General features: G+C 62.4%; 22 protein-coding genes. 16 read left to right on the top strand and 6 right to left on the bottom strand.

Translation table 11 applies throughout. From position 1 onward, the window contains the following. Positions 1-29: 29 nt before the first annotated feature. On the bottom strand, positions 30-485 hold the full coding sequence (locus tag AC0IYH_RS16230; RefSeq protein WP_101273166.1) for a MaoC family dehydratase: 456 nt from the start codon (positions 483-485) through the stop codon (positions 30-32). Positions 486-650: 165 nt separating this feature from the next. On the opposite strand from AC0IYH_RS16230, the gene AC0IYH_RS16225 reads away from it, so the two are divergent. From AC0IYH_RS16225 to AC0IYH_RS16215, 3 genes are read left to right on the top strand one after another with little or no spacing between them, the layout of a single operon-like run. After that, positions 651-1,004 (top strand): CidA/LrgA family protein, encoded by a 354-nt coding sequence (locus AC0IYH_RS16225; RefSeq protein WP_015886074.1) that lies wholly within the window; start codon positions 651-653, stop codon positions 1,002-1,004. Then, entirely contained in the window at positions 1,001-1,717 is a 717-nt protein-coding gene (locus AC0IYH_RS16220) for an LrgB family protein (protein ID WP_471835099.1), read from the top strand. Before AC0IYH_RS16225 ends, AC0IYH_RS16220 begins: the two co-directional genes overlap by 4 nt. 21 nt (positions 1,718-1,738) lie before the next feature. After that, the gene (locus AC0IYH_RS16215; protein ID WP_116629402.1) at positions 1,739-2,332 is read left to right on the top strand and encodes an LON peptidase substrate-binding domain-containing protein; all 594 of its coding nucleotides are present in this window, start codon (positions 1,739-1,741) and stop codon (positions 2,330-2,332) included. Here the strand turns inward: AC0IYH_RS16215 and AC0IYH_RS16210 are convergent. Then, positions 2,326-3,642 carry a bifunctional DedA family/phosphatase PAP2 family protein gene (locus tag AC0IYH_RS16210; protein ID WP_116629401.1) on the bottom strand — a complete coding sequence of 439 codons (1,317 nt, stop codon included), beginning with the start codon at positions 3,640-3,642 and terminating at the stop codon, positions 2,326-2,328. The two genes, AC0IYH_RS16215 and AC0IYH_RS16210, sit on opposite strands and share 7 nt — an antisense overlap. A gap of 169 nt (positions 3,643-3,811) precedes the next feature. After that, entirely contained in the window at positions 3,812-4,483 is a 672-nt protein-coding gene (locus AC0IYH_RS16205) for a DNA-3-methyladenine glycosylase (RefSeq protein WP_116629400.1), read from the bottom strand. Between the two features lie 175 nt (positions 4,484-4,658). Here AC0IYH_RS16205 and AC0IYH_RS16200 point away from each other — a divergent pair, with 175 nt between their 5' ends. From AC0IYH_RS16200 to AC0IYH_RS16140, 13 genes are all read left to right on the top strand, one after another. Beyond that, on the top strand, positions 4,659-5,924 hold the full coding sequence (locus tag AC0IYH_RS16200; RefSeq protein ID WP_122774080.1) for a glutamate-5-semialdehyde dehydrogenase: 1,266 nt from the start codon (positions 4,659-4,661) through the stop codon (positions 5,922-5,924). After that, complete coding sequence (nadD, locus tag AC0IYH_RS16195; RefSeq protein WP_471835096.1) at positions 5,924-6,568, top strand: nicotinate-nucleotide adenylyltransferase; 645 nt, start codon at positions 5,924-5,926, stop codon at positions 6,566-6,568. The genes AC0IYH_RS16200 and nadD overlap by 1 nt, the downstream gene beginning before the upstream one ends. 69 nt (positions 6,569-6,637) lie before the next feature. After that, positions 6,638-7,132: a ribosome silencing factor gene (gene rsfS, locus AC0IYH_RS16190; protein ID WP_003176298.1), complete on the top strand. Its 495-nt coding sequence runs from the start codon at positions 6,638-6,640 to the stop codon at positions 7,130-7,132. A 9-nt stretch (positions 7,133-7,141) separates the two neighbouring features. Beyond that, positions 7,142-7,609: a 23S rRNA (pseudouridine(1915)-N(3))-methyltransferase RlmH gene (rlmH, locus tag AC0IYH_RS16185; RefSeq protein WP_003176297.1), complete on the top strand. Its 468-nt coding sequence runs from the start codon at positions 7,142-7,144 to the stop codon at positions 7,607-7,609. A 15-nt stretch (positions 7,610-7,624) separates the two neighbouring features. Next, positions 7,625-9,526 (top strand): penicillin-binding protein 2, encoded by a 1,902-nt coding sequence (mrdA, locus tag AC0IYH_RS16180; RefSeq protein WP_116629397.1) that lies wholly within the window; start codon positions 7,625-7,627, stop codon positions 9,524-9,526. A gap of 31 nt (positions 9,527-9,557) precedes the next feature. Continuing rightward, a complete protein-coding gene (rodA, locus tag AC0IYH_RS16175) occupies positions 9,558-10,661 on the top strand; it encodes a rod shape-determining protein RodA (RefSeq protein WP_050442794.1) in 1,104 nt (367 codons plus the stop codon). A gap of 17 nt (positions 10,662-10,678) precedes the next feature. Further along, the gene (gene mltB, locus AC0IYH_RS16170) at positions 10,679-11,689 is read left to right on the top strand and encodes a lytic murein transglycosylase B (protein ID WP_116629396.1); all 1,011 of its coding nucleotides are present in this window, start codon (positions 10,679-10,681) and stop codon (positions 11,687-11,689) included. Next, positions 11,689-12,687, top strand: a complete 999-nt coding sequence (locus AC0IYH_RS16165) for a septal ring lytic transglycosylase RlpA family protein (RefSeq protein WP_116629395.1) — start codon at positions 11,689-11,691, stop codon at positions 12,685-12,687. Before mltB ends, AC0IYH_RS16165 begins: the two co-directional genes overlap by 1 nt. 180 nt (positions 12,688-12,867) lie before the next feature. Beyond that, positions 12,868-14,025 carry a D-alanyl-D-alanine carboxypeptidase family protein gene (locus AC0IYH_RS16160; RefSeq protein WP_065910075.1) on the top strand — a complete coding sequence of 386 codons (1,158 nt, stop codon included), beginning with the start codon at positions 12,868-12,870 and terminating at the stop codon, positions 14,023-14,025. An 84-nt stretch (positions 14,026-14,109) separates the two neighbouring features. Beyond that, complete coding sequence (locus AC0IYH_RS16155) at positions 14,110-14,385, top strand: DUF493 domain-containing protein (protein WP_015886061.1); 276 nt, start codon at positions 14,110-14,112, stop codon at positions 14,383-14,385. Next, entirely contained in the window at positions 14,385-15,032 is a 648-nt protein-coding gene (lipB, locus tag AC0IYH_RS16150; RefSeq protein WP_471835093.1) for a lipoyl(octanoyl) transferase LipB, read from the top strand. Before AC0IYH_RS16155 ends, lipB begins: the two co-directional genes overlap by 1 nt. Before the next feature lie 26 nt (positions 15,033-15,058). Then, positions 15,059-16,060, top strand: a complete 1,002-nt coding sequence (gene lipA / locus AC0IYH_RS16145; protein WP_162237654.1) for a lipoyl synthase — start codon at positions 15,059-15,061, stop codon at positions 16,058-16,060. A gap of 128 nt (positions 16,061-16,188) precedes the next feature. After that, entirely contained in the window at positions 16,189-17,109 is a 921-nt protein-coding gene (locus AC0IYH_RS16140) for a S66 peptidase family protein (RefSeq protein ID WP_471835092.1), read from the top strand. Between the two features lie 111 nt (positions 17,110-17,220). Here AC0IYH_RS16140 and AC0IYH_RS16135 read toward each other — a convergent pair whose 3' ends face one another. From AC0IYH_RS16135 to holA, 3 genes are all read right to left on the bottom strand, one after another. Further along, entirely contained in the window at positions 17,221-18,546 is a 1,326-nt protein-coding gene (locus AC0IYH_RS16135; RefSeq protein WP_471835090.1) for a lytic murein transglycosylase, read from the bottom strand. Positions 18,547-18,607: 61 nt separating this feature from the next. Further along, complete coding sequence (arfA, locus tag AC0IYH_RS16130; RefSeq protein ID WP_003176285.1) at positions 18,608-18,772, bottom strand: alternative ribosome rescue factor ArfA; 165 nt, start codon at positions 18,770-18,772, stop codon at positions 18,608-18,610. 169 nt (positions 18,773-18,941) lie between these two features. Then, complete coding sequence (gene holA, locus AC0IYH_RS16125; RefSeq protein WP_116629389.1) at positions 18,942-19,979, bottom strand: DNA polymerase III subunit delta; 1,038 nt, start codon at positions 19,977-19,979, stop codon at positions 18,942-18,944. Positions 19,980-20,009: the final 30 nt, after the last annotated feature.

The following is a 20,009-nucleotide window of genomic DNA, read 5'->3' as shown; positions in this document are numbered from 1 at the left end:
AGGTTTATATCCCCACCACAGGCATGGGCTTACACGAAGTAGAGCGACAACGACTCGGCAACGTAAGCAGGTTTTTCCTGGCCTTCGATCTCCAGGGTGGCGGTGGCCTTGAGCAGCCATTGGCCGGGCTTTTTCTCGGTCACGTCGGTGAGCGTCACGTTCAGGCGCACCTTGGAGTTGACCTTCACCGGCTGGATAAAGCGCACGCTGTCCAGGCCGTAATTGACCGCCATCTTCAGGCCTTCGGGCACGATCAGGATGTCTTCCATCAGCTTGGGCATCAGCGACAGCGACAGGAAACCGTGGGCGATGGTGGTGCCAAACGGCGTTTGCGCGGCCTTCACCGGGTCGACGTGGATGAACTGATGATCGCCAGTGGCTTCTGCGAACAGGTTGATGCGGGCCTGGTCGATGGTGAGCCATTCGGAACGTCCCAGTTCCTTGCCGACATAATCTTTGAGCTGCGCTACGGGTACATAGGGCATTACGTCTCTCCTTGGTTCATCAATGCTGTTTTTATGGATTACAGAGAACCAATGTAGATCATCATGGGCAACAGGCTCGGTCAACCCACCATGCTTTTGGCGAATGCCGATGCATAGGGCGGGCGTGCTTATAATGCGGGCGGGTTTTGAAAGGGGGGAGAACGGATGCTGTTACGTGGGCTGACCTGGCTGGTGCTGTTTCAATTGATCGGCACGGCGATCAACCATTTGCTGTTGCCGGTGCTGCCGGGGCCGATCATCGGCCTGCTGCTGATGCTGGGCTTCCTGGTCTGGCGCGGCGAAGTCGGCGAGCCCTTGAGCCTGGCCGCCAGCAGCCTGTTGCGCTACCTGCCGTTGCTGCTGGTACCGCCGGCCGTGGGGGTGATGGTCTACGCCAAGGACATCGCCGCCGACTTCTGGGCCATCGTCGGCGCGCTGGTGTTGTCGCTGGTGATCGCCATGGGCTTTGTCGGCGTGCTGATGCAGCAGATGGTCAAGCGCAAGGAGAAGGATCAATGATCTTCGACTGGCAGGGCGCGTGGACCGCCGTGATTCATCACCCTTTGTTCGGCATCGGCATCACCCTCGGCGCTTATCAGTTGGTGCTCGCGGGCTTTGAGAAAACCCGCTGGATTTTCCTGCAGCCGGTGTTGGTGTCCATGCTGCTGGTGATCGGCGTGTTGCTCACCTGCGGCCTCAGTTATGCCGAGTACCGCAAGAGCACCGAGATCATGGGCATCCTGCTCGGCCCGGCGACGGTGGCCCTCGCGGTGCCGCTTTATCTGAACCTGCGGCGGATTCGCCAATTGTTCTGGCCGATTTTTACTACGCTGGTGGTAGGCGGCGTGTTGGCCACCGGCCTGTGTGTGTTGCTGGGGTGGTGGTTTGGCGCCGAACACATGATGCTGATGACCATGGCGCCCAAGTCGGTGACCTCGCCGATCGCCATGCTGGTGGCCGAGCAGATCGGCGGCGTGGCCGCGTTGGCGGCGGTGTTTGTGCTGATCACCGGGGTGGTTGGCGCGATGATCGGCCCGGCGTACCTGTCGCGCCTGGGTGTGCACAGCCCCGAAGCGCGCGGCATGGCCCTGGGCATGACCGCCCACGCCGTCGGCACCTCGGTGGCCCTGCAGGAAAGCGAAGAATGCGGCGCCTTTGCAGCGCTGGCCATGAGTCTGATGGGCGTGGCCACGGCGGTGTTCCTGCCGCTGGCTGTGTCGGTGATTGTTTAAACCAGGTTTAAGGAAACCTTTATGAGTCTGGCGCTGTTCCCACTCAATACCGTGCTGTTCCCTGGCTGCACCCTCGACCTGCAGCTGTTCGAGGCGCGCTATCTGGACATGATCAGCCGCTGCATGAAAAAGGGCGAAAGCTTCGGGGTGGTGTGCATCCTCGACGGCCGGGAAGTGGGCATGGCCCCGGACGGCTACGCGCTGATCGGCTGCGAAGCGTTGATCCGCGATTTCAAGCAGCAGGACAACGGCCTGCTGGGGATTCGTGTCGAAGGTGGCCGGCGCTTTCGCGTGCGTGACGCCGGGGTGCAGAAAGACCAGCTATTGGTGGCCGAGGTGCAGTGGCTGGAAGAACTGCCCGACCAGCCACTGGAAGAGGAAGACGCCGACCTGCTGGCCTTGCTCCAGGCCCTGGCCGAACACCCGATGGTCGCCTCGCTGGACATGGACGCCCACGCCGATGGCCAGCAAGCCCTGGGCAATCAGCTGGCGTATCTGCTGCCGTTCACCGAGGCCGACAAGCTCGACCTGCTGCAACTCGACGACCCCCAGCAGCGCCTGGATGCGATCCAGATGCTGCTCGACGAGCTGCAAGGCGAGCTCTTCACTCAGTAGGCGTAACGCAGCAGGGCGTGGGAGGTGCCGGTGAGGGCGATAAAACTCAGCACCGCCACCAGCGCCGGCAACAGTAACCACCAGGTTTTCTGCGACATCGCCGGCAGCGGGCTGCGGTACTGGCTTGCGGCGAGGCTGAACGCACACACCGTCATTGCCAGCAGCGTGCCGGCCAGAATGTCCGAAGGCCAATGGGCGCCGAGGTAAACCCGCGACAGGGCAATGAATGCTGCGGGAATGCAGCCCATCAGCATCCAGGTCAGGCGCAGTCGCGTGGGTTGCCCGCGCCCGGCCAACACTGCCAACGCCAGGAAAAACGCAAACGCGCCGGAGGCGTGGCCGCTGGGCATGCTGAAACTGGTCAACGGGTCTGTAAGAATTTCCGGGCGGCCACGTGCGAAAAACAGCTTGGTGCCGGTATTGATCACCGCCGCCCCGGCCAGGGTGGCGCCGACAAACACGGCATGCCGCCATTGCCGCGCCAGTAGCAGCAGGCCGGTGAACACGGCGCTGGCGACGAACATCTTCTTGAACTCACCCAGTTGGGTGATCCGCACCATCACCTCGTCCAGCCACGGGCTGCGATGCTCCTGCACCAGCGCGCTCAGGCCCTGGTCGAAATCGTTGAGGTGCGGGTAGCCGATAAACAGCGCGATCAACAACACCAGGCTGGCGCAGCCGATCCACATGGTGGTGCGGCGATGGCCGCGCAGGCTGCTGTTCAAACTCAGCCCCACCACCACGGCCAGACACGCGGCGACAATCCCCGCTTCCGGCCAGAAACCTTCCGGCAACGGCAGGCGGAACGCGGCGCCGGTCGCCCAGCCCGGCAGCAGATAGGCCACCGACCAGCCGGCGGCGGCCAGCACGCTCACGGCGGCAAAGCGCGGGAACGGCATGTCGCACATGCCCGCCACCATTGGCAGCATGGGGCGCAGCGGGCCGATGAAACGTCCGACCAACAGGCTGGCGATGCCGTACTTGTGAAAGTAGGACTCCGCGCCATTCATCCATTCCGGGTGGTGACGCAGGCCGGGCAGGCGCCGGATGTTTTGATGGAAATGTCGCCCGAGGAAGTAGGAAACACCATCGCCCAATAGCCCGCCGAGAAAGCCCAGCAGCAAGGTTTCACTCAGCGACAACGCGCCGCTGCCGGCCAGCGCCGCAATGGCAAACAGCAACACCGTGCCCGGCACGATCAGCCCGGCGATGGCCAGGCATTCCACGCACGCGACGATAAACACCGCCACCGCCAGCCACTGCGGGTTAACGGTCAGCCAGCCGGTAATGCTATCGAGCCATTGGCCCATAAAACGTCACTCCCTCTTGGTAATCCATAACCCGAAACACTGGAGATCAATTGTGGGAGGGGGCTTGCCCCCGATGGCGGTGGGTCAGTCAAAACTCCTTCACTGATACACCGCCATCGGGAGCAAGCTCCCTCCCACATTGGAACTGTTGCGCTGCGGGCTTCACTGTTCAAATCAAAAAATAATCCCGCCCTTCGACCTGGCCCCGGCGCAGCGGGTTCCGCGTGCAATAAGGCGCATAGCCAGCATCGACAAAGCGATACATCAAGTGTTCATCACGCCCGCTGGGGATGCCCAGGCGGGTGGTCTGGATGATCTGCGTCGGCGCCTGGTCCACGTCGTCGACGTAGAGCAGTTCCTGGTCGAAGCGCTTGGCGTCCCACATCGGCACTTTCAGGCCCAGGGCTTTGCACAGCAGGGTCTGGCCGGCACACAGTTTCTGCGTGGGGCGCGGGCTGCCATCGGCATTTGGGTTGTTCAATAACATTTGCGCCAGGCTGGCCGGGCCGGAGATTTCGTCCACCCACGGATAAGCCGATTTGATCAACACGGCATTGCCCGGGCCTTGAGCGCTGAAGTTCAGCGAATCACCGCCACGGGCGTAATACATGTAGATATGGCCACCATCCAGAAACAAAGCCTTACGCTTTTCTGTGTAGCCAAGTGAAGCGTGACTGCCTTTTTCGGCCACGTAATAGGCTTCGGTTTCAATAATTCGCGCCGAAAGCCAGGTTTCACCGACTCGATGACGGATGACTTTTCCGAGCAGTTCACGCGCGAGCAGTTGCGCATCGCGGTCGAAGAAGCAGTCGGGCAGGGCGCTGGAGGGCAGTTGGGGCATGGCGGTCAGAGGTAAATACGGCTAAATGTGACCGAATAATAACAACTCCCACCTTAATTACCGCTGAACCCCAGGTTTTTACAGTTCATTTCGACCATCCGCCCCTCACCGCTGTCAGTCGCGCTGCGTCACAGCTATAATCTGCCGCTTTCCTCTTTGCCAAGACTCCCTGACCATGACTGAGTCCGTTCTTGACTACATGACCCGCCTGGGTCGCGCTGCCCGTCAGGCCTCGCGGTTGATCGCCCGTGCGAGCACTGCGCAGAAGAACCGTGCGTTGCTGGCCGCCGCCGACGCTCTGGATGCTTCGCGCTCCGAGCTGGCTGCCGCCAACGAACTGGACCTGGCCAACGGCCGCGCCAATGGCCTGGAGCCGGCCCTGCTGGACCGCCTGGCGCTGACCCCGGCCCGCATCGACGACATGATCGAAGGCCTGCGTCAGGTCGCCAAGCTGCCTGACCCCATCGGTGAAATCCGCGACATGCGTTACCTGCCGTCCGGCATCCAGGTCGGCAAGATGCGCGTGCCCCTGGGCGTGATTGGCATTATTTATGAGTCGCGCCCGAACGTGACCATCGACGCCGCGAGCCTGTGCCTCAAGTCCGGCAACGCCACCATCCTGCGGGGCGGTTCCGAGGCCATCAACTCCAACCGCGCGATTGCCACCTGCATCCAGCAGGGCCTGGCCGTGGCCGAGTTGCCAGCCGAAGTGGTGCAGGTGGTGGAAACCACCGACCGTGCGGCCGTGGGCGCGCTGATCACCATGCCGGAATTCGTCGACGTAATCGTGCCGCGCGGTGGCAAGAGCCTGATCGAGCGCGTGAGCCGTGATGCCAAGGTGCCAGTGATCAAGCACCTGGACGGCGTGTGCCACGTCTACATCGACATCGCCGCCGACATCGACAAGGCGATCCGCATCGCCGACAACGCCAAGACCCACCGCTACGCCCCGTGCAACACCATGGAAACCCTGCTGGTGCACGCAGGCATTGCCGATCGCGTGCTGCCGCCGCTGGCTGCCATCTACCGGGACAAGGGCGTGGAGCTACGCGGTTGCGAGCGTACCCGTGCGCTGCTGGGCGCGGACGTGATCGAAGCCACCGAGCTGGACTGGTACACCGAATACACAGCGCCGATCCTGTCGATCAAGATTGTCGACGACCTGGACGAAGCCATCGAACACATCAACACCTACGGCTCCAAGCACACCGACGCCATTGTTTCCGAGCATTTCAGCGATGCCCGGCGTTTCCTCAACGAAGTGGATTCCGCTTCGGTGATGATCAACGCCTCCACGCGTTTTGCCGACGGCTTCGAGTACGGCCTGGGCGCGGAGATCGGCATTTCCACCGACAAGCTCCACGCCCGCGGCCCGGTTGGCCTGGAAGGCCTGACCAGCGAGAAGTACGTGGTGTTCGGCGACGGTCATGTGCGCACTTGATGGCTAAACGCATCGGGCTGCTCGGCGGTACTTTCGACCCCGTGCACATCGGCCATTTGCGCAGTGCCCTGGAAGTCGCGGATGCCCTCGGGCTGGATGAGCTGCGCGTGATGCCCAACGCGCGGCCGCCGCATCGCGACACGCCGCAGGTGTCAGCGCAACAGCGCCTGGAAATGGTGCGCCTGGCCGTAACCGGCATACCGCCGCTGGTGGTGGACGACCGCGAACTCAAACGCGATAAACCGTCCTACACTGTCGACACCCTGGAGCTGATACGCGCCGAGTTGGCCGTAGATGACCAGTTGTTTCTGCTTTTGGGCTGGGACGCATTTTGCGGCCTGCCCTCTTGGCATCGCTGGGAGGAACTCCTCCAGCATTGCCACATCCTGGTTCTGCAACGCCCGGATGCCGACAGCGAACCGCCGGATGCCTTGCGCAACCTGCTGGCCGCGCGGTCGGTAAGTGACCCCTTGGCCCTGACCGGGCCGAACGGGAATATTGCATTCGTCTGGCAGACCCCGCTTGCGGTGTCCGCCACCCAGATCCGTCAACTGCTGGCCAGCGGTAAGTCGGTACGTTTCCTGGTGCCTGACGCGGTCCTGGCCTACATCGATGCGCACGGGCTTTACCGTGCGTCGAACTGAAAAGGCGCGCTTGAACGCACGAACATTCGTGCAGCAAGCGCCCGAACATATGAGCAAAACGAGTTTTTTATGACGAACAAAGACGTAAGCAAAGTTAAGCGCAAAGGCACCTTCAAAAGCGCACCGCTGCCGGTCGAGGCCCACGTTGGCCCGGAACTGGCTGGCGAAGAGCTGGTGAAAGTGGCCGTTGCCGCTCTGGAAGACGTTAAGGCCCAGGACATTCAGGTGCTGGACGTACGCGACAAGCAGAGCATCACCGACTTCATGATCATCGCCACCGGTACCTCCAACCGCCAGATCGGCGCGATGCTCGACAAGGTTCGCGAAGCCGTCAAAGCCCAGGGCGTGAAGCCACTGGGTGAAGAAGGCAAGGGCGACAGCGACTGGGTACTGCTGGACATGGACGACGTGATCGTTCACATGATGACCAGCAACGCGCGTCAGTTCTACGACCTGGAGCGTCTGTGGAAAGGCGCCGAGCAGAGCCGTGCCGCCGACGGCAAGCACCACAGCCCGGAAGTGGGCCACGCGCACTTCGACAAGCTCAACAAAGACCAGGAATAAGGAACGGCTGTGCGCCTGCGTCTGATTGCTGTCGGTTCACGCATGCCCAAGTGGGTGGAAGAAGGTTGGCACGAGTATGCCAAGCGTCTGCCCGCTGAGCTGTCGCTGGAACTGGTAGAGATTCCGCTCAATACCCGGGGCAAGAATGCCGACGTGGCGCGCTTTATCCGTCAGGAAGGCGAAGCCATGCTGGCCAAGGTCGGCCCCAACGAGCGCATCGTCACCCTCGAAGTGCACGGCAAGCCCTGGAGCACCGAGCAGTTGGCGGTGGAACTGGATCGCTGGCGCCTGGATTCGCGTACGGTCAACTTCATGGTGGGCGGCCCCGAGGGGCTGGCGCCGGAAGTCTGTGCGCGGGCCGACCAGCGCTGGTCGCTGTCGGCGCTGACGCTGCCGCACCCGTTGGTAAGGATTCTGATCGGTGAACAGCTGTATCGCGCCTGGACAGTTCTGTCCGGGCACCCTTACCACAAATAATCTGCGCCCCTCCCGATGACCCAGCCGATCCGCATCAAGGACCACGAGAAAGACGCACGTCTTGTACGCGCGCGCGTGGTATTTGGCGCGGTCATGGTGGTGGCCTTGTTGGGTGTGTTGATTGCGCGCCTGTATTTCCTGCAGGTGATCCAGTACGACTATCACTCCACGTTGTCGGAAAACAACCGGGTGCATGTGCAACCGATTCCGCCGACCCGTGGGCTGATTTTCGACCGCAATGGCGTGGTGGTCGCGGATAACCGCCCCAGCTTCAGCTTGAGCATGACCCGCGAGCGTTCCGGCGACTGGCAGCAGATCCTCGATGTGATCGTCGAGGTGCTGCAACTCACCCCGGAAGACCGAGTGATCTTTGAAAAACGCATGAAGCAGGGGCGCCGGCCATTCGAGCCGGTGCCGATCCTGTTTGAGCTGACCGAAGAGCAGATCGCACGGATCGCGGTGAACCAGTTCCGGCTGCCGGGCGTGGAAGTGGTGGCGCAGTTGGTGCGCCATTACCCGCAAGGGCCGCACTTTGCGCACTCGGTCGGCTACATGGGGCGGATCAACGAGAAAGAGCTGAAAACCCTCGATCCGGTCAACTACAGCGGCACCCACCATATCGGCAAAACCGGCATCGAGCGTTTCTACGAGCCGGAGTTGCACGGCCAGGTGGGTTACGAGGAAGTCGAGACCAACGCCCGCGGCCGCGTATTGCGTGTGCTCAAGCGTACCGATCCGGTGCCGGGCAAGGACATTGTGCTGAGCCTGGACATCAAGCTGCAGGAAGCCGCCGAGATGGCCTTGGGCGGCCGACGTGGCGCCGTGGTGGCGCTGGACCCGAAGACCGGCGAAGTACTGGCAATGGTCAGCCAGCCGAGCTTCGACCCCAACCTGTTCGTGACCGGCATCAGCTTCAAGGCCTACGCCGAGCTGCGGGATTCCATCGACCGGCCACTGTTCAACCGCGTACTGCGCGGCCTGTACCCGCCGGGTTCGACGATCAAGCCGGCGGTGGCGATTGCCGGTCTCGACGCGGGTGTGGTCACGGCCTCCAGCCGGGTGTTCGACCCGGGCTACTACATGCTGCCCAACTACGATCACAAATACCGTAACTGGAACCGCACCGGTGACGGCTATGTCGATTTGGACACCGCGATCATGCGCTCCAACGACACCTATTTTTACGACCTGGCCCACAAGCTGGGGATTGATCGCTTGTCGACCTACATGGGCAAGTTCGGCCTGGGTCAGAAAGTCTCCCTGGATATGTTCGAAGAATCCCCTGGCCTGATGCCCTCACGGGAGTGGAAGCGCGCGACCCGCCGCCAGGCGTGGTTCCCGGGTGAGACCCTGATTCTCGGGATCGGCCAGGGCTATATGCAGGCCACGCCTTTGCAACTGGCGCAGGCGACGGCGCTGGTGGCCAACAAAGGCCTGTGGAACCGCCCGCACCTGGCCCGGACCATCGAAGGCGAGAAGCCGGTGGATGACAACCCGATCCCGGACATCGTGCTGCGCGACCCGTCCGACTGGACCAAGGTCAACCACGGCATGCAGCAGGTCATGCACGGCGCCCGTGGTACCGCGCGCAAGGCGGCCATCGGCGCGCAGTACCGCATTGCCGGCAAGAGCGGTACGGCCCAGGTGGTCGCGATCAAGCAGGGCGAGAAATATGACCGCTCCAAGGTCCAGGAGCGCCACCGTGACCACGCCTTGTTTGTTGGTTTTGCGCCAGCCGACGACCCGAAAATCGTGGTGGCGGTGATGGTCGAAAACGGCGAGTCCGGCTCCGGCGTCGCCGCCCCCGTGGTGCGCCAAGTGATGGACGCCTGGCTGTTGGCCGACGACGGCAGGCTCAAGCCCGAATATGGCGGCCCCCCTTCAAGCACCACCGAGGTTACGGCCAGTGAAGAGTAATTTTGACCGCATCCTCTCCAGTGAGGATGTAATGCGTCGCCGCGCGACGTTATTGCAGCGCATGCACATTGATGGCCCGTTGCTGATCCTGCTGCTGACCCTGGCGGCCGGCAGCCTGTTCGTGCTGTATTCGGCCAGTGGCAAGAACTGGGATTTGCTGATCAAGCAGGCGTCCTCGTTCGGCCTGGGCCTGTTGTCGATGGTGGTGATCGCCCAGCTGGAGCCGCGCTTCATGGCGCGCTGGGTGCCGTTGGGGTATGTCGCTGGCGTATTGCTGCTGGTGGTGGTGGACGTGATGGGCCACAACGCCATGGGCGCGACCCGCTGGATCAACATTCCGGGGGTGATCCGCTTCCAGCCGTCGGAATTCATGAAGATCCTGATGCCGGCCACCATCGCCTGGTACCTGTCAAAGCGCACCTTGCCGCCGCAGCTCAAGCACGTGGGCATCAGCCTGATCCTGATTGGCGTGCCGTTTATCCTGATCGTGCGCCAGCCCGACCTTGGCACTTCGTTGCTGATCCTCGCGGGCGGTGCGTTCGTGCTGTTTATGGGCGGGCTGCGCTGGCGCTGGATCCTCAGCGTGCTGGCGGCCGCCGTGCCGGTGGCGGTGGCCATGTGGTTCTTCTTTATGCACGACTACCAGAAGCAGCGGATCCTCACGTTCCTCGATCCGGAAAGCGACCCGTTGGGCACCGGCTGGAACATCATCCAGTCCAAGGCCGCCATCGGTTCCGGCGGAGTATTTGGTAAGGGTTGGTTACTGGGCACTCAGTCGCATCTGGACTTTTTGCCCGAGAGCCACACCGACTTCATTATTGCGGTAATGGGCGAAGAGTTCGGCCTGGTGGGCATTTGCGCGCTGTTGCTGATCTATTTGCTGTTGATCGGGCGTGGGTTGGTGATCACTGCGCAGGCGCAGACGCTGTTCGGCAAACTGCTCGCCGGCAGCCTGACCATGACTTTTTTTGTTTACGTTTTCGTCAACATCGGTATGGTCAGTGGCCTGTTGCCGGTGGTTGGGGTGCCGTTGCCGTTCATTAGCTACGGCGGAACTTCGCTGGTGACATTGCTGTCAGCGTTTGGGGTTTTGATGTCGATTCATACGCATCGCAAATGGATCGCACAGGTTTGAATAAGGTGAAGATGTCAATGCAAGTAATGCGCGGCTGGGCGACTCGGCATGCGTCCTGGATGGGCCTGATTGGGCTGCTGGGCGCGACGCAAGAGGCGCAGGCCGGTGACTACGATGGTTCACCCCAGGTCGCCGAATTTGTCGGTGAGATGACCCGCGACTACGGTTTTGCCGGTGAACAGCTGATGGGCGTGTTCCGCGAGGCGCAGAAAAAGCAGGCGATCCTCGACGCCATCTCCCGCCCCGCCGAGCGCGTGAAGCAGTGGAAAGAATACCGCCCGATGTTCCTCACCGACGCCCGCGTGGCCCGCGGTGTGGACTTCTGGCGCCAGCACGAAGCCGTGCTGGCCCGCGCCGAGCAGGAATACGGTGTGCCGGCCCAGGTGATCGTCGCCATTATCGGCATCGAAACCTTCTACGGCCGCAACACTGGCAGCTATCGGGTGATCGACGCCTTGTCGACCCTGGGCTTCGACTACCCGCCGCGCGCCGACTTCTTCCGCAAGGAGCTGCGCGAGTTCCTGCTGCTGGCCCGCGAAGAACAAGTCGACCCGCTGACCCTCAAGGGCTCCTATGCCGGAGCCATGGGCTTGCCGCAGTTCATGCCGAGCAGCTTTCGCGCCTACGCGGTGGATTTCGACGGAGACGGCCACATCAATATCTGGAGCAACCCCGATGACGCCATCGGCAGCGTGGCCAGCTACTTCAAGCGCCACGGCTGGGTAGCCGGCGAGCCGGTAGTGCTGCGCGCCGATGTCACCGGTGATCGTGCCGACGAAGGTTTGACCCAGGGCATCGAGCCGGCCAAGACGGTCGGGGAGTTGCGGGCGCTGGGCTGGTCGAGTCAGAATGCGCCACGCGACGAGATGCCGGTCACGGCGTTCCGCCTCGAAGGCGAAAACGGCCCGGAATACTGGATGGGCCTGAAGAATTTTTACGCAATCACGCGTTATAACCGCAGTGTGATGTACGCCATGGCCGTGCATCAGCTGTCAGACATGCTGGTCCAAGCACGGGGCAACAAGTAATGCGGGTATCGCCGTTCAAACAACCGCTCAAGCTGGTGGCGTTCGCCGCGTTGTCCCTGCTGGTCGTCAGTTGCTCCACCAGCCGGGGGCCGGCGCAGAAGTCCGGCGGCACCGCGGTGCGTTCCCAGCCGGGCCTGGACATCAACCGCGCGCACAAAGACGGCGCGCCGTGGTGGGACGTCGACGTGTCGAAGATCCCGGATGCCACGCCGACCCTGCACACCGGTCCGTACAAGGCCAACCCTTATACGGTGCTGGGCAAGAGCTACTTCCCGCTGCAAGAGTCCAAGACCTACGTGCAATCGGGCACGGCGTCCTGGTACGGCACCAAGTTCCATGGCCAGAACACCGCCAACGGCGAAGTGTATGACCTGTACGGCATGAGCGCGGCCCACAAGACCCTGCCGCTGCCCAGCTATGTACGCGTGACCAACCTGGACAACAACCGCACGGTGATCCTGCGGGTCAACGACCGTGGGCCGTTCTACTCGGACCGGATCATCGACTTGTCCTACGCCGCCGCCAAGAAGCTCGGCTATGCCGAAACCGGTACCGCGCGCGTGAAGGTCGAAGGCATCGACCCGGCCCAGTACTGGGCCCAGCGTGGCAAGCCGGCGCCGTTGATGCTCAACGAGCCGCAAACCGCGCAACCGCAAGTGACCGCCTCGACCGGCAAGATCGAACAGTGGACGCCGCCGCCGGCGCAGCACGCTCCGGATACCGTGGTCGTGCCTCACGCTGCACCGGGCGCCTCGCTGGCCGGTGGCCAATACCTGCAGGTCGGCGCTTTCGCCAACCCGGATGCGGCGGAACTGTTAAGGTCCAAGCTCAGCGGTATGGTCAACGCGCCGGTTTTCATCAGTTCCATCGTGCGTAACCAGCAGACATTGCACCGGGTGCGCATGGGACCGATCAGCTCGCCGAGCGAAGTCGCGCAAGTCCAGAACAGCGTGCGTATGGCCAACCTGGGGCAACCCAGCGTGGTCACAGCCGAGTAATAAAGTATTGATGGTTCAGGCTCGCATGCGCGCCTGAGCCGTGGTTGTTGGCTCGTTGAACAATAAAAACCCAGGGGCAAGGGGTGAGCGGGCAACCGAACACGTGACAGTCTGGTAGCGGGCTGTCTGAATAAGTTTTGCCCGCGAGGGCAAGTTTCCATAAGCAATTTCGAGAGACGGATGAACATCACCACCTTAGCCAAACGCACGTGCCTGCTTCTTTCGCTGATCATCACCCCGGCCGCCTGGGCGGTTGAAATGGTGCCGGCTTCCCCGCAACTGGCTGCCAAGGCCTGGGTCCTCATGGATGCCGCCAGCGGTAACGTGCTGGTCGAGAACAACGGTGACCAGCGCCTGCCACCGGCCAGCCTGACCAAGCTGATGACCGCCTATATCGCGACCCTGGAAATCCGTCGCGGCCAGATCGGCGAGAACGACCCGGTGACCGTCAGCGAAAACGCCTGGCGTACTGGCGGTTCGCGCATGTTCATCAAGGTCGGCTCGCAAGTCACCGTGAGCGACCTGCTGCACGGCATCATCATCCAGTCCGGCAACGACGCCAGCGTGGCCCTGTCCGAGCACATCGCCGGCAGCGAAGACGCGTTCGCCGACATGATGAACAAAACCGTGGCCGACCTGGGCATGACCAACAGCCACTTCATGAACCCGACCGGTCTGCCGAACCCTGAGCACTACTCGTCGGCTCACGACATGGCGATCCTGGCCCGCGCGATCATCCGCGTTGACCCGGTGCACTACGCGATCTACTCCCAGAAGGAGTTCTTCTGGAACAACATCAAGCAGCCTAACCGCAACCTGCTGCTGTGGCGTGACAAGACCGTCGACGGTCTGAAAACCGGCCACACCGAAGAAGCCGGCTACTGCATGGTGTCCTCGGCTGTACGTGACGGCCAGCGCCTGATCGCCGTGGTATTCGGCACCAACAGCGAGCAGGCCCGCGCGGCCGAGACGCAAAAACTGCTGACCTACGGTTTCCGCTTCTTCGAAACCCAGACCTTCTATCAGAAGGGTGCAGAGCTGGCGACCGCTCCGGTATGGAAAGGCGCAACCTCGCAAGTCAAGGCCGGCCTGGCTGAAGACCTGACCCTGACCATGCCTAAAGGCCAGCTCAAAAAGCTCGCGGCCAGCATGACCATGAACCCGCAACTGGTTGCGCCAATTGCCAAGGGTGACGTGATCGGCAAGGTCGAAGTGAAGCTGGACGACAAGGTGGTGCACAGCGCCGACCTGATCGCGCTGGACGCCGTCGACGAAGGTGGTATCTTCCGCCGCGTGTGGGATAGCATCCGTCTATTCTTCTACAGCTTGTTCAACTGATTGTGTGCACCTGCAAAGCCCCGTGTTGATCCGACACGGGGCTTTGCCCGTCGCCACGGCTTACGCTTACGAGGCCGTTACGCCATGACCGATAAAGAAGTAAAGGCGCCAAAGATCGAATTCCCGGTGGTTGACTATCCCATCAAGGTGATCAGCGATACCGGTGTCGGCCGTAAAGACCTGATCCTTGAGATCGTGCGCAAGCACGCGACCATCAACGATCAGCGCGTGGATGAGCGCTCCAGCTCTACCGGCAAATACACCACGATCCAGTTGCACATCGTTGCGACTGATCAAGACCAGCTCTACAACATCAACAGCGAACTGCGGGCCACCGGCTTCGTGCACATGGTGCTGTGATGTCGCACGTTTTGGGCTTTCGCGAGCTTGGCCAGATGGCCTATGAGCCCGTCTGGCACGCCATGCAGCGTTTCACCAATGAACGCGGCAGCTCGGCCCCCGATGAAATATGGCTGGTGGAACACCCGCCGGTTTTCACCCAGGGCCAGGCCGGCAAGGCTGAGCATCTGTTGCTGCCGGGGGATATTCCGGTGGTGCAGGTCGACCGAGGTGGCCAAGTGACTTACCATGGCCCCGGTCAACTGGTGGCTTATCTGTTACTGGACGTGCGCAAGCTGGGTTTTGGCGTGCGCGACCTGGTAAGCCGCATGGAAGCTTGCCTCATCGAGCTGCTGGCCAGTTACGGCGTGACCGCCGCGGCCAAGCCCGATGCACCCGGTGTGTATGTGGACGGCGCGAAAATCGCGTCCCTCGGTTTGCGGATCCGCCACGGATGTTCGTTTCATGGCCTGGCCTTGAATGTGGACATGGACCTGGCGCCGTTTCGACGGATCAACCCGTGCGGTTACGCCGGGCTGGCGATGACCCAACTGAGCGACCACGCCACACCGATTAAATTTGCCGAGGTAAGTGCCCGGCTGCGCGCGCAGCTCGTCAAACACCTCGACTATGCTGAGCAGACGACCCTTACGGGCGGAATCGACTGATTATGACTACTGATGCAGTGCAAACCATGATCCCGACGTTGGACATCACCGACCGTCCGGCCCCGGCCCCGCGTGCCAAGGTGGAAGCCGGCGTCAAGCTGCGCGGCGCCGAGAAGGTTGCACGCATCCCGGTGAAGATCATTCCGACCACCGAGCTGCCGAAAAAGCCTGACTGGATTCGCGTGCGCATCCCGGTTTCGCCGGAAGTCGACCGTATCAAGGCCCTGCTGCGTAAGCACAAGCTGCACAGTGTGTGCGAAGAAGCCTCGTGCCCGAACCTGGGTGAGTGCTTCTCCGGCGGCACCGCCACCTTCATGATCATGGGTGACATCTGCACCCGTCGTTGCCCGTTCTGCGACGTTGGCCACGGCCGGCCGAAGCCGCTGGACGTCAACGAGCCGGAAAGCCTGGCCATCGCCATCGCCGACCTGAAACTCAAATACGTGGTAATCACTTCGGTTGACCGCGACGACCTGCGCGACGGTGGTGCCCAGCACTTTGCCGACTGCATTCGCGAGATCCGCAAGCTGTCGCCGAACGTGATGCTCGAAACCCTGGTGCCGGATTACCGTGGCCGCATGGACGTGGCGCTGGAAATCACCGCCGCCGAGCCGCCGGATGTGTTCAACCACAACCTGGAAACCGTGCCGCGCCTGTACAAGGCCGCGCGTCCGGGTTCGGACTACCAGTGGTCGCTGACCCTGCTGCAGAAATTCAAGCAGATGATGCCGCACATTCCGACCAAATCCGGCCTGATGCTGGGCCTGGGCGAAACCGACGAAGAAGTCATCGAAGTCATGAAGCGTATGCGCGAACACGACATCGACATGCTGACCCTGGGCCAGTACCTGCAACCTTCACGCAGCCACTTGCCGGTGCAGCGTTTCGTGCACCCGGACACCTTCGCCTGGTTCGCCGAGGAAGGTTACAAGATGGGCTTCAAGAACGTCGCGTCGGGCCCGCTGGTACGTTCCTCGTACCACGCCGACGAACAGGCCAAGCTGGTCAAGGCAAGCCTGGTTTCTTAAGATCTGTGCAACATCGCAGATCCAATGTGGGAGGGGGCTTGCCCCCGATTGCGGTGTGTCAGTCACCCCGCTTTCGGGGGCAAGCCCCCTCCCACATTTCGTTTCGCGCTAATTAGGGAGAATTGTGCATGAGCGTCGCCGTACCTGCTTTGCGAGCCGAAGGCGTTATCGGCTTGATCGCCCCCGCCGGCCCTGCCGCGCTGGACGTGGAAAAAGCCGGGCAATGGATGCGCGCGCGTGGCTACGAGTTGCGGATTTTCGGCGGCGTGTACGAGCGCGATGGCTATCTGGCCGGCAGCGATAAAGTCCGCCTGCGCGACCTGCACGCCGCCTTCGCCGACCCCGAAATCGACGCCGTTTTCTGCCTGCGCGGTGGCTACGGTACGCCACGCCTGATCGACAGCCTGGACTTCGAGCTGCTGCGGGCCTACCCCAAGCCGTTCGTAGGCTACAGCGACATCACCGCCTTGCATCTGGCGATCAGCCGTTACGCCGGTTTCGTGACCTTCCACGGGCCGATGCTGAATGCCGACCTGCTGGGCGACAAGCAGCAGCCCACAGAGTCTTCGCTGTTCAGCCTGCTGCGCGGCCAACTGGGCGCCGGTAGCGTATTGGCGCACCCGGTGGCCTACCCGTTGACCACCATCGAGCCTGGCATCGCCTGTGGGCGCTTGTTGGGGGGTAACCTGTCGATGATTGCCGCCGTCATGGGCACGCCCTTTGAACTCGACGCCGAAGGCATCATCCTGTTCATCGAAGACGTCAACGAACCGATCTACCGCATCGACCGCCTGCTGACGCACCTGCGCCTGGCGGGCAAGTTGAGCCAAGTAGCTGGTGTGTTGGTGGGGGACGTGGCGGGTGTGGACAGTGTTGCGCTGGAGCGCCTGCTGAAGCAGACCTTTGAGCCGTTGTGCATTCCGGTGTTGTCCGGCTGGCGCAGCGGGCATTGCGACCCGAACCTGACGTTGCCGATGGGTGCGCTGGTGCGGCTGGATGCGGGGGAGCAGCGGGTGGTGTTGGAGCAGGATGTGGTGTTCAAGCTCTGAAACCGCATCGGGGGCAAGCCCCCTCCCACATTTGACCGAGTTCCAACTTTGGAATGCGCTTCAGTGTGGGAGGGGGCTTGCCCCCGATGGCGGTAGCCGCCATAAGCAGCTCTAACGGTTCTGCAACGACTCCAGCAACTTCACCGTCGGATACCCATCCGCCGGCCAGCCCAGCGCCTGTTGCGCCGCGCGAATCGCCTTACGCGTATTGGCGCCGATAATCCCGTCCGGGTTGCCCGCGTCATAGCCATTGGCGCTCAGCGCCGTTTGCAGGTCCATGCGCTGGGAGCGGCTCAACGGCAGCTCATCCTTGGGCCAGTCACCGCGAATCACACCAGCGCCGCTAAACCGCTCCGACAGCAGCCCCACCGCCAATGCGTAGGACGACGAGTTGTTGTACTTGAGGATCGCGCGGAAGTTATCCAGCACCAGGAACGCCGGGCCACGGTAGCCGGCCGGCAGCAGCAGGGCGGCAGACAGTTGGTCGACGTTCGGCGGCATGCTCGCGCCCGGTGGCAGCTGGACACCCAGCTTCAGCCACTCGGCGACCGGCTTGCGGATGCCGCCATCGGCCAGGGCGTAGTCGAAGTTGGCCGGCAGTTGTTTCACCTCAAAGCCCCACGGCTGGCCTTTCTGCCAGCCGGAGCTTTGCAGGTAGTGCGCGGTGGAGGCGAGGGCGTCGGCGGGGCTGTTCCAGATATCGCGGCGACCGTCGCCGTCGAAATCCACCGCATGGGTGTTGTAGGTGGTCGGGATGAACTGGGTCTGGCCCATGGCCCCGGCCCAGGAGCCTTTCATCTGGTCAGCCTGGATATCGCCATGCTGGATGATTTGCAACGCGGCCAGCAATTGCGCCTGGGCAAACGCCGGGCGACGGCCTTCATAGGCCAGGGTTGCCAGCGAGCGGATCACCGAGTTGTTGCCCTGGAACTGGCCGAAATTGCTTTCCATGCCCCACACCGACACCAGCGCCTGGCGGTCGACGCCGTAGCGTTGTTCGATGCTTTGGAGGATGTCGGCGTACTTGACCAGCAGCGCCTGGCCATTGCGCACGCGCACGGGCGACAGGGCGCCGTCGAGGTATTCCCACACCGGGCGGGAAAACTCCGGCTGGCTGCGGTCGGCGCGGATCACCGCCATGTCGGGGGTGACGTTGGCGAAGGCCGTGTCGAATACCGCGGCGGTAATACCGGCCTGCAAGGCTTGCGCGCGAAAACCGGCCTGCCATTCGGCGAAGGTCTGGGTCGGTTGGATATCGAGATTGTCCACGGCCAGCGGGGCCACGATAGCGGGCGCGGCGACCGGTGCGGTCTGGAGCGTCGGCAGGGGTTGGGCGTCGGCGGCGGTGGGTTTTTCCGCGCAGGCGACTAGCAGAATGAGGCTGGAGGCAGCGATCAATTGGCGAAGGTGCCAACGACGGGAAAGACTAGAGGGCATGCACAGGTCCAGGGATTACAAATCAGGTGCAGACCTTATCATGCCAGAGGGGCGCTTGCCTTCAGGCAGCCAGAAAGTAAGAAGCCTCCCAGCTATTAGACTGGAAGGCTTCGCGGCGGTAGCTGCCTTTGCCCTTGCCGGCACGTTCCTGACGGCTGCGGAACAGTGGCTGGGCGATGATGGATTTGGCCTTGTTGGGGCCATGCTTGGATGGCTTTTTGCTCATGATGGGTACTCTCGATTGGGTGGGGTGGGGCGGTGCAAATCATCTGCCGAAGTGGCGCGGCTGTAAAGCCTGCGAAGTTTCTGGAAATGTAAATGGGGTCAAAGTGTGGGAGGGGGCAAGTCGAATCGTCGTACCGCCCCTCCCACATTGGAATTGCAGTGGTTTTGAGTTATTCGGCGGGCAGTGTCAGGCGCTGACCGGACATCAGCAGTGACAAGCGACTCAAGCTCATCCACGGAGAACCCGCGGCCTGGCCCTTGATTTGTGCATCGATGCGCTGCGCTTCCAGCAACAGTTGCGCCCAGCGTTGCGCCGAGTGCCGTTGCAGGGCTTTACTCATCAGGGGTTTGCGCTTGTCCCACACCGGCGGCCGGGCCTGGCTGAAACACTTGTCCAGCGGAATGCCCTGGCTGAATTGCAACGAAATATTGGCCAACACCCGCAGCTCTCGGGCCAGGGCCCAGAGAATCACCGGGGGCTCCACGCCTTCACCGCGCAGGCCTTCGAGCATGCGCAGGGCGTGGGCCGGCTCGCCATTGAGGATCGCATCCACCAGCCCGAACACGTCAAAGCGCGCACTGTCGGCCACGGCGCCCTGGACGGTCTCGACGGTAATCTGCCCGTCCTCGGCCATCAGCTTGAGCTTTTCGATTTCCTGGGCGGCGGCAAGCAAGTTGCCCTCGACCCTGGCGGCGATCAGCTCTACGGCGTCTTGAGTCGCCGACAACCCGGCTTGCGACAGGCGTTGGCGAATCCACTGCGGCAGCTGGTTGCTGTCCACCGGCCAGATCTGGATGAACTGGGTTTGCCCGCCTTCCACCAGGGCCTTGCCCCATTTGGTTTTCTGCGCACTGCCGTCGAGCTTGGGCAGGCTGATCAGCAGCACCGTGTCTTCGGCGGGGCGCGAGCAGTATTCCATCAAGGCGGCCGCGCCCTTGTCGCCAGGCTTGCCCGAAGGCAAGCGCAGCTCCAGCAGGCGTTTTTCGGCAAACAGCGACATGCTTGCCCCGGCTTGCAGCAACGTGCCCCAGTCGAAACTGGCGTCGGCGCTGAAGACCTGGCGTTCGTCGAAGCCTTGCTGGCGGGCGGCGCTGCGAATGGCGTCGGCGGCTTCCTGGCACAGCAACGGGTCATCGCCGCTGACAATGTAGACAGGCGCAAGGCCACCTTGCAGGTGTTTGGCGAGTTGGGCGGGGGCGAGTTTCATAGGCAGGGCGAACGGGGCGCTGTGCGCGCC

The sequence above is a fragment of the Pseudomonas sp. AC463 genome, from assembly GCF_979253585.1.
This window is presented reverse-complemented; position numbering and strand designations above follow the sequence as displayed.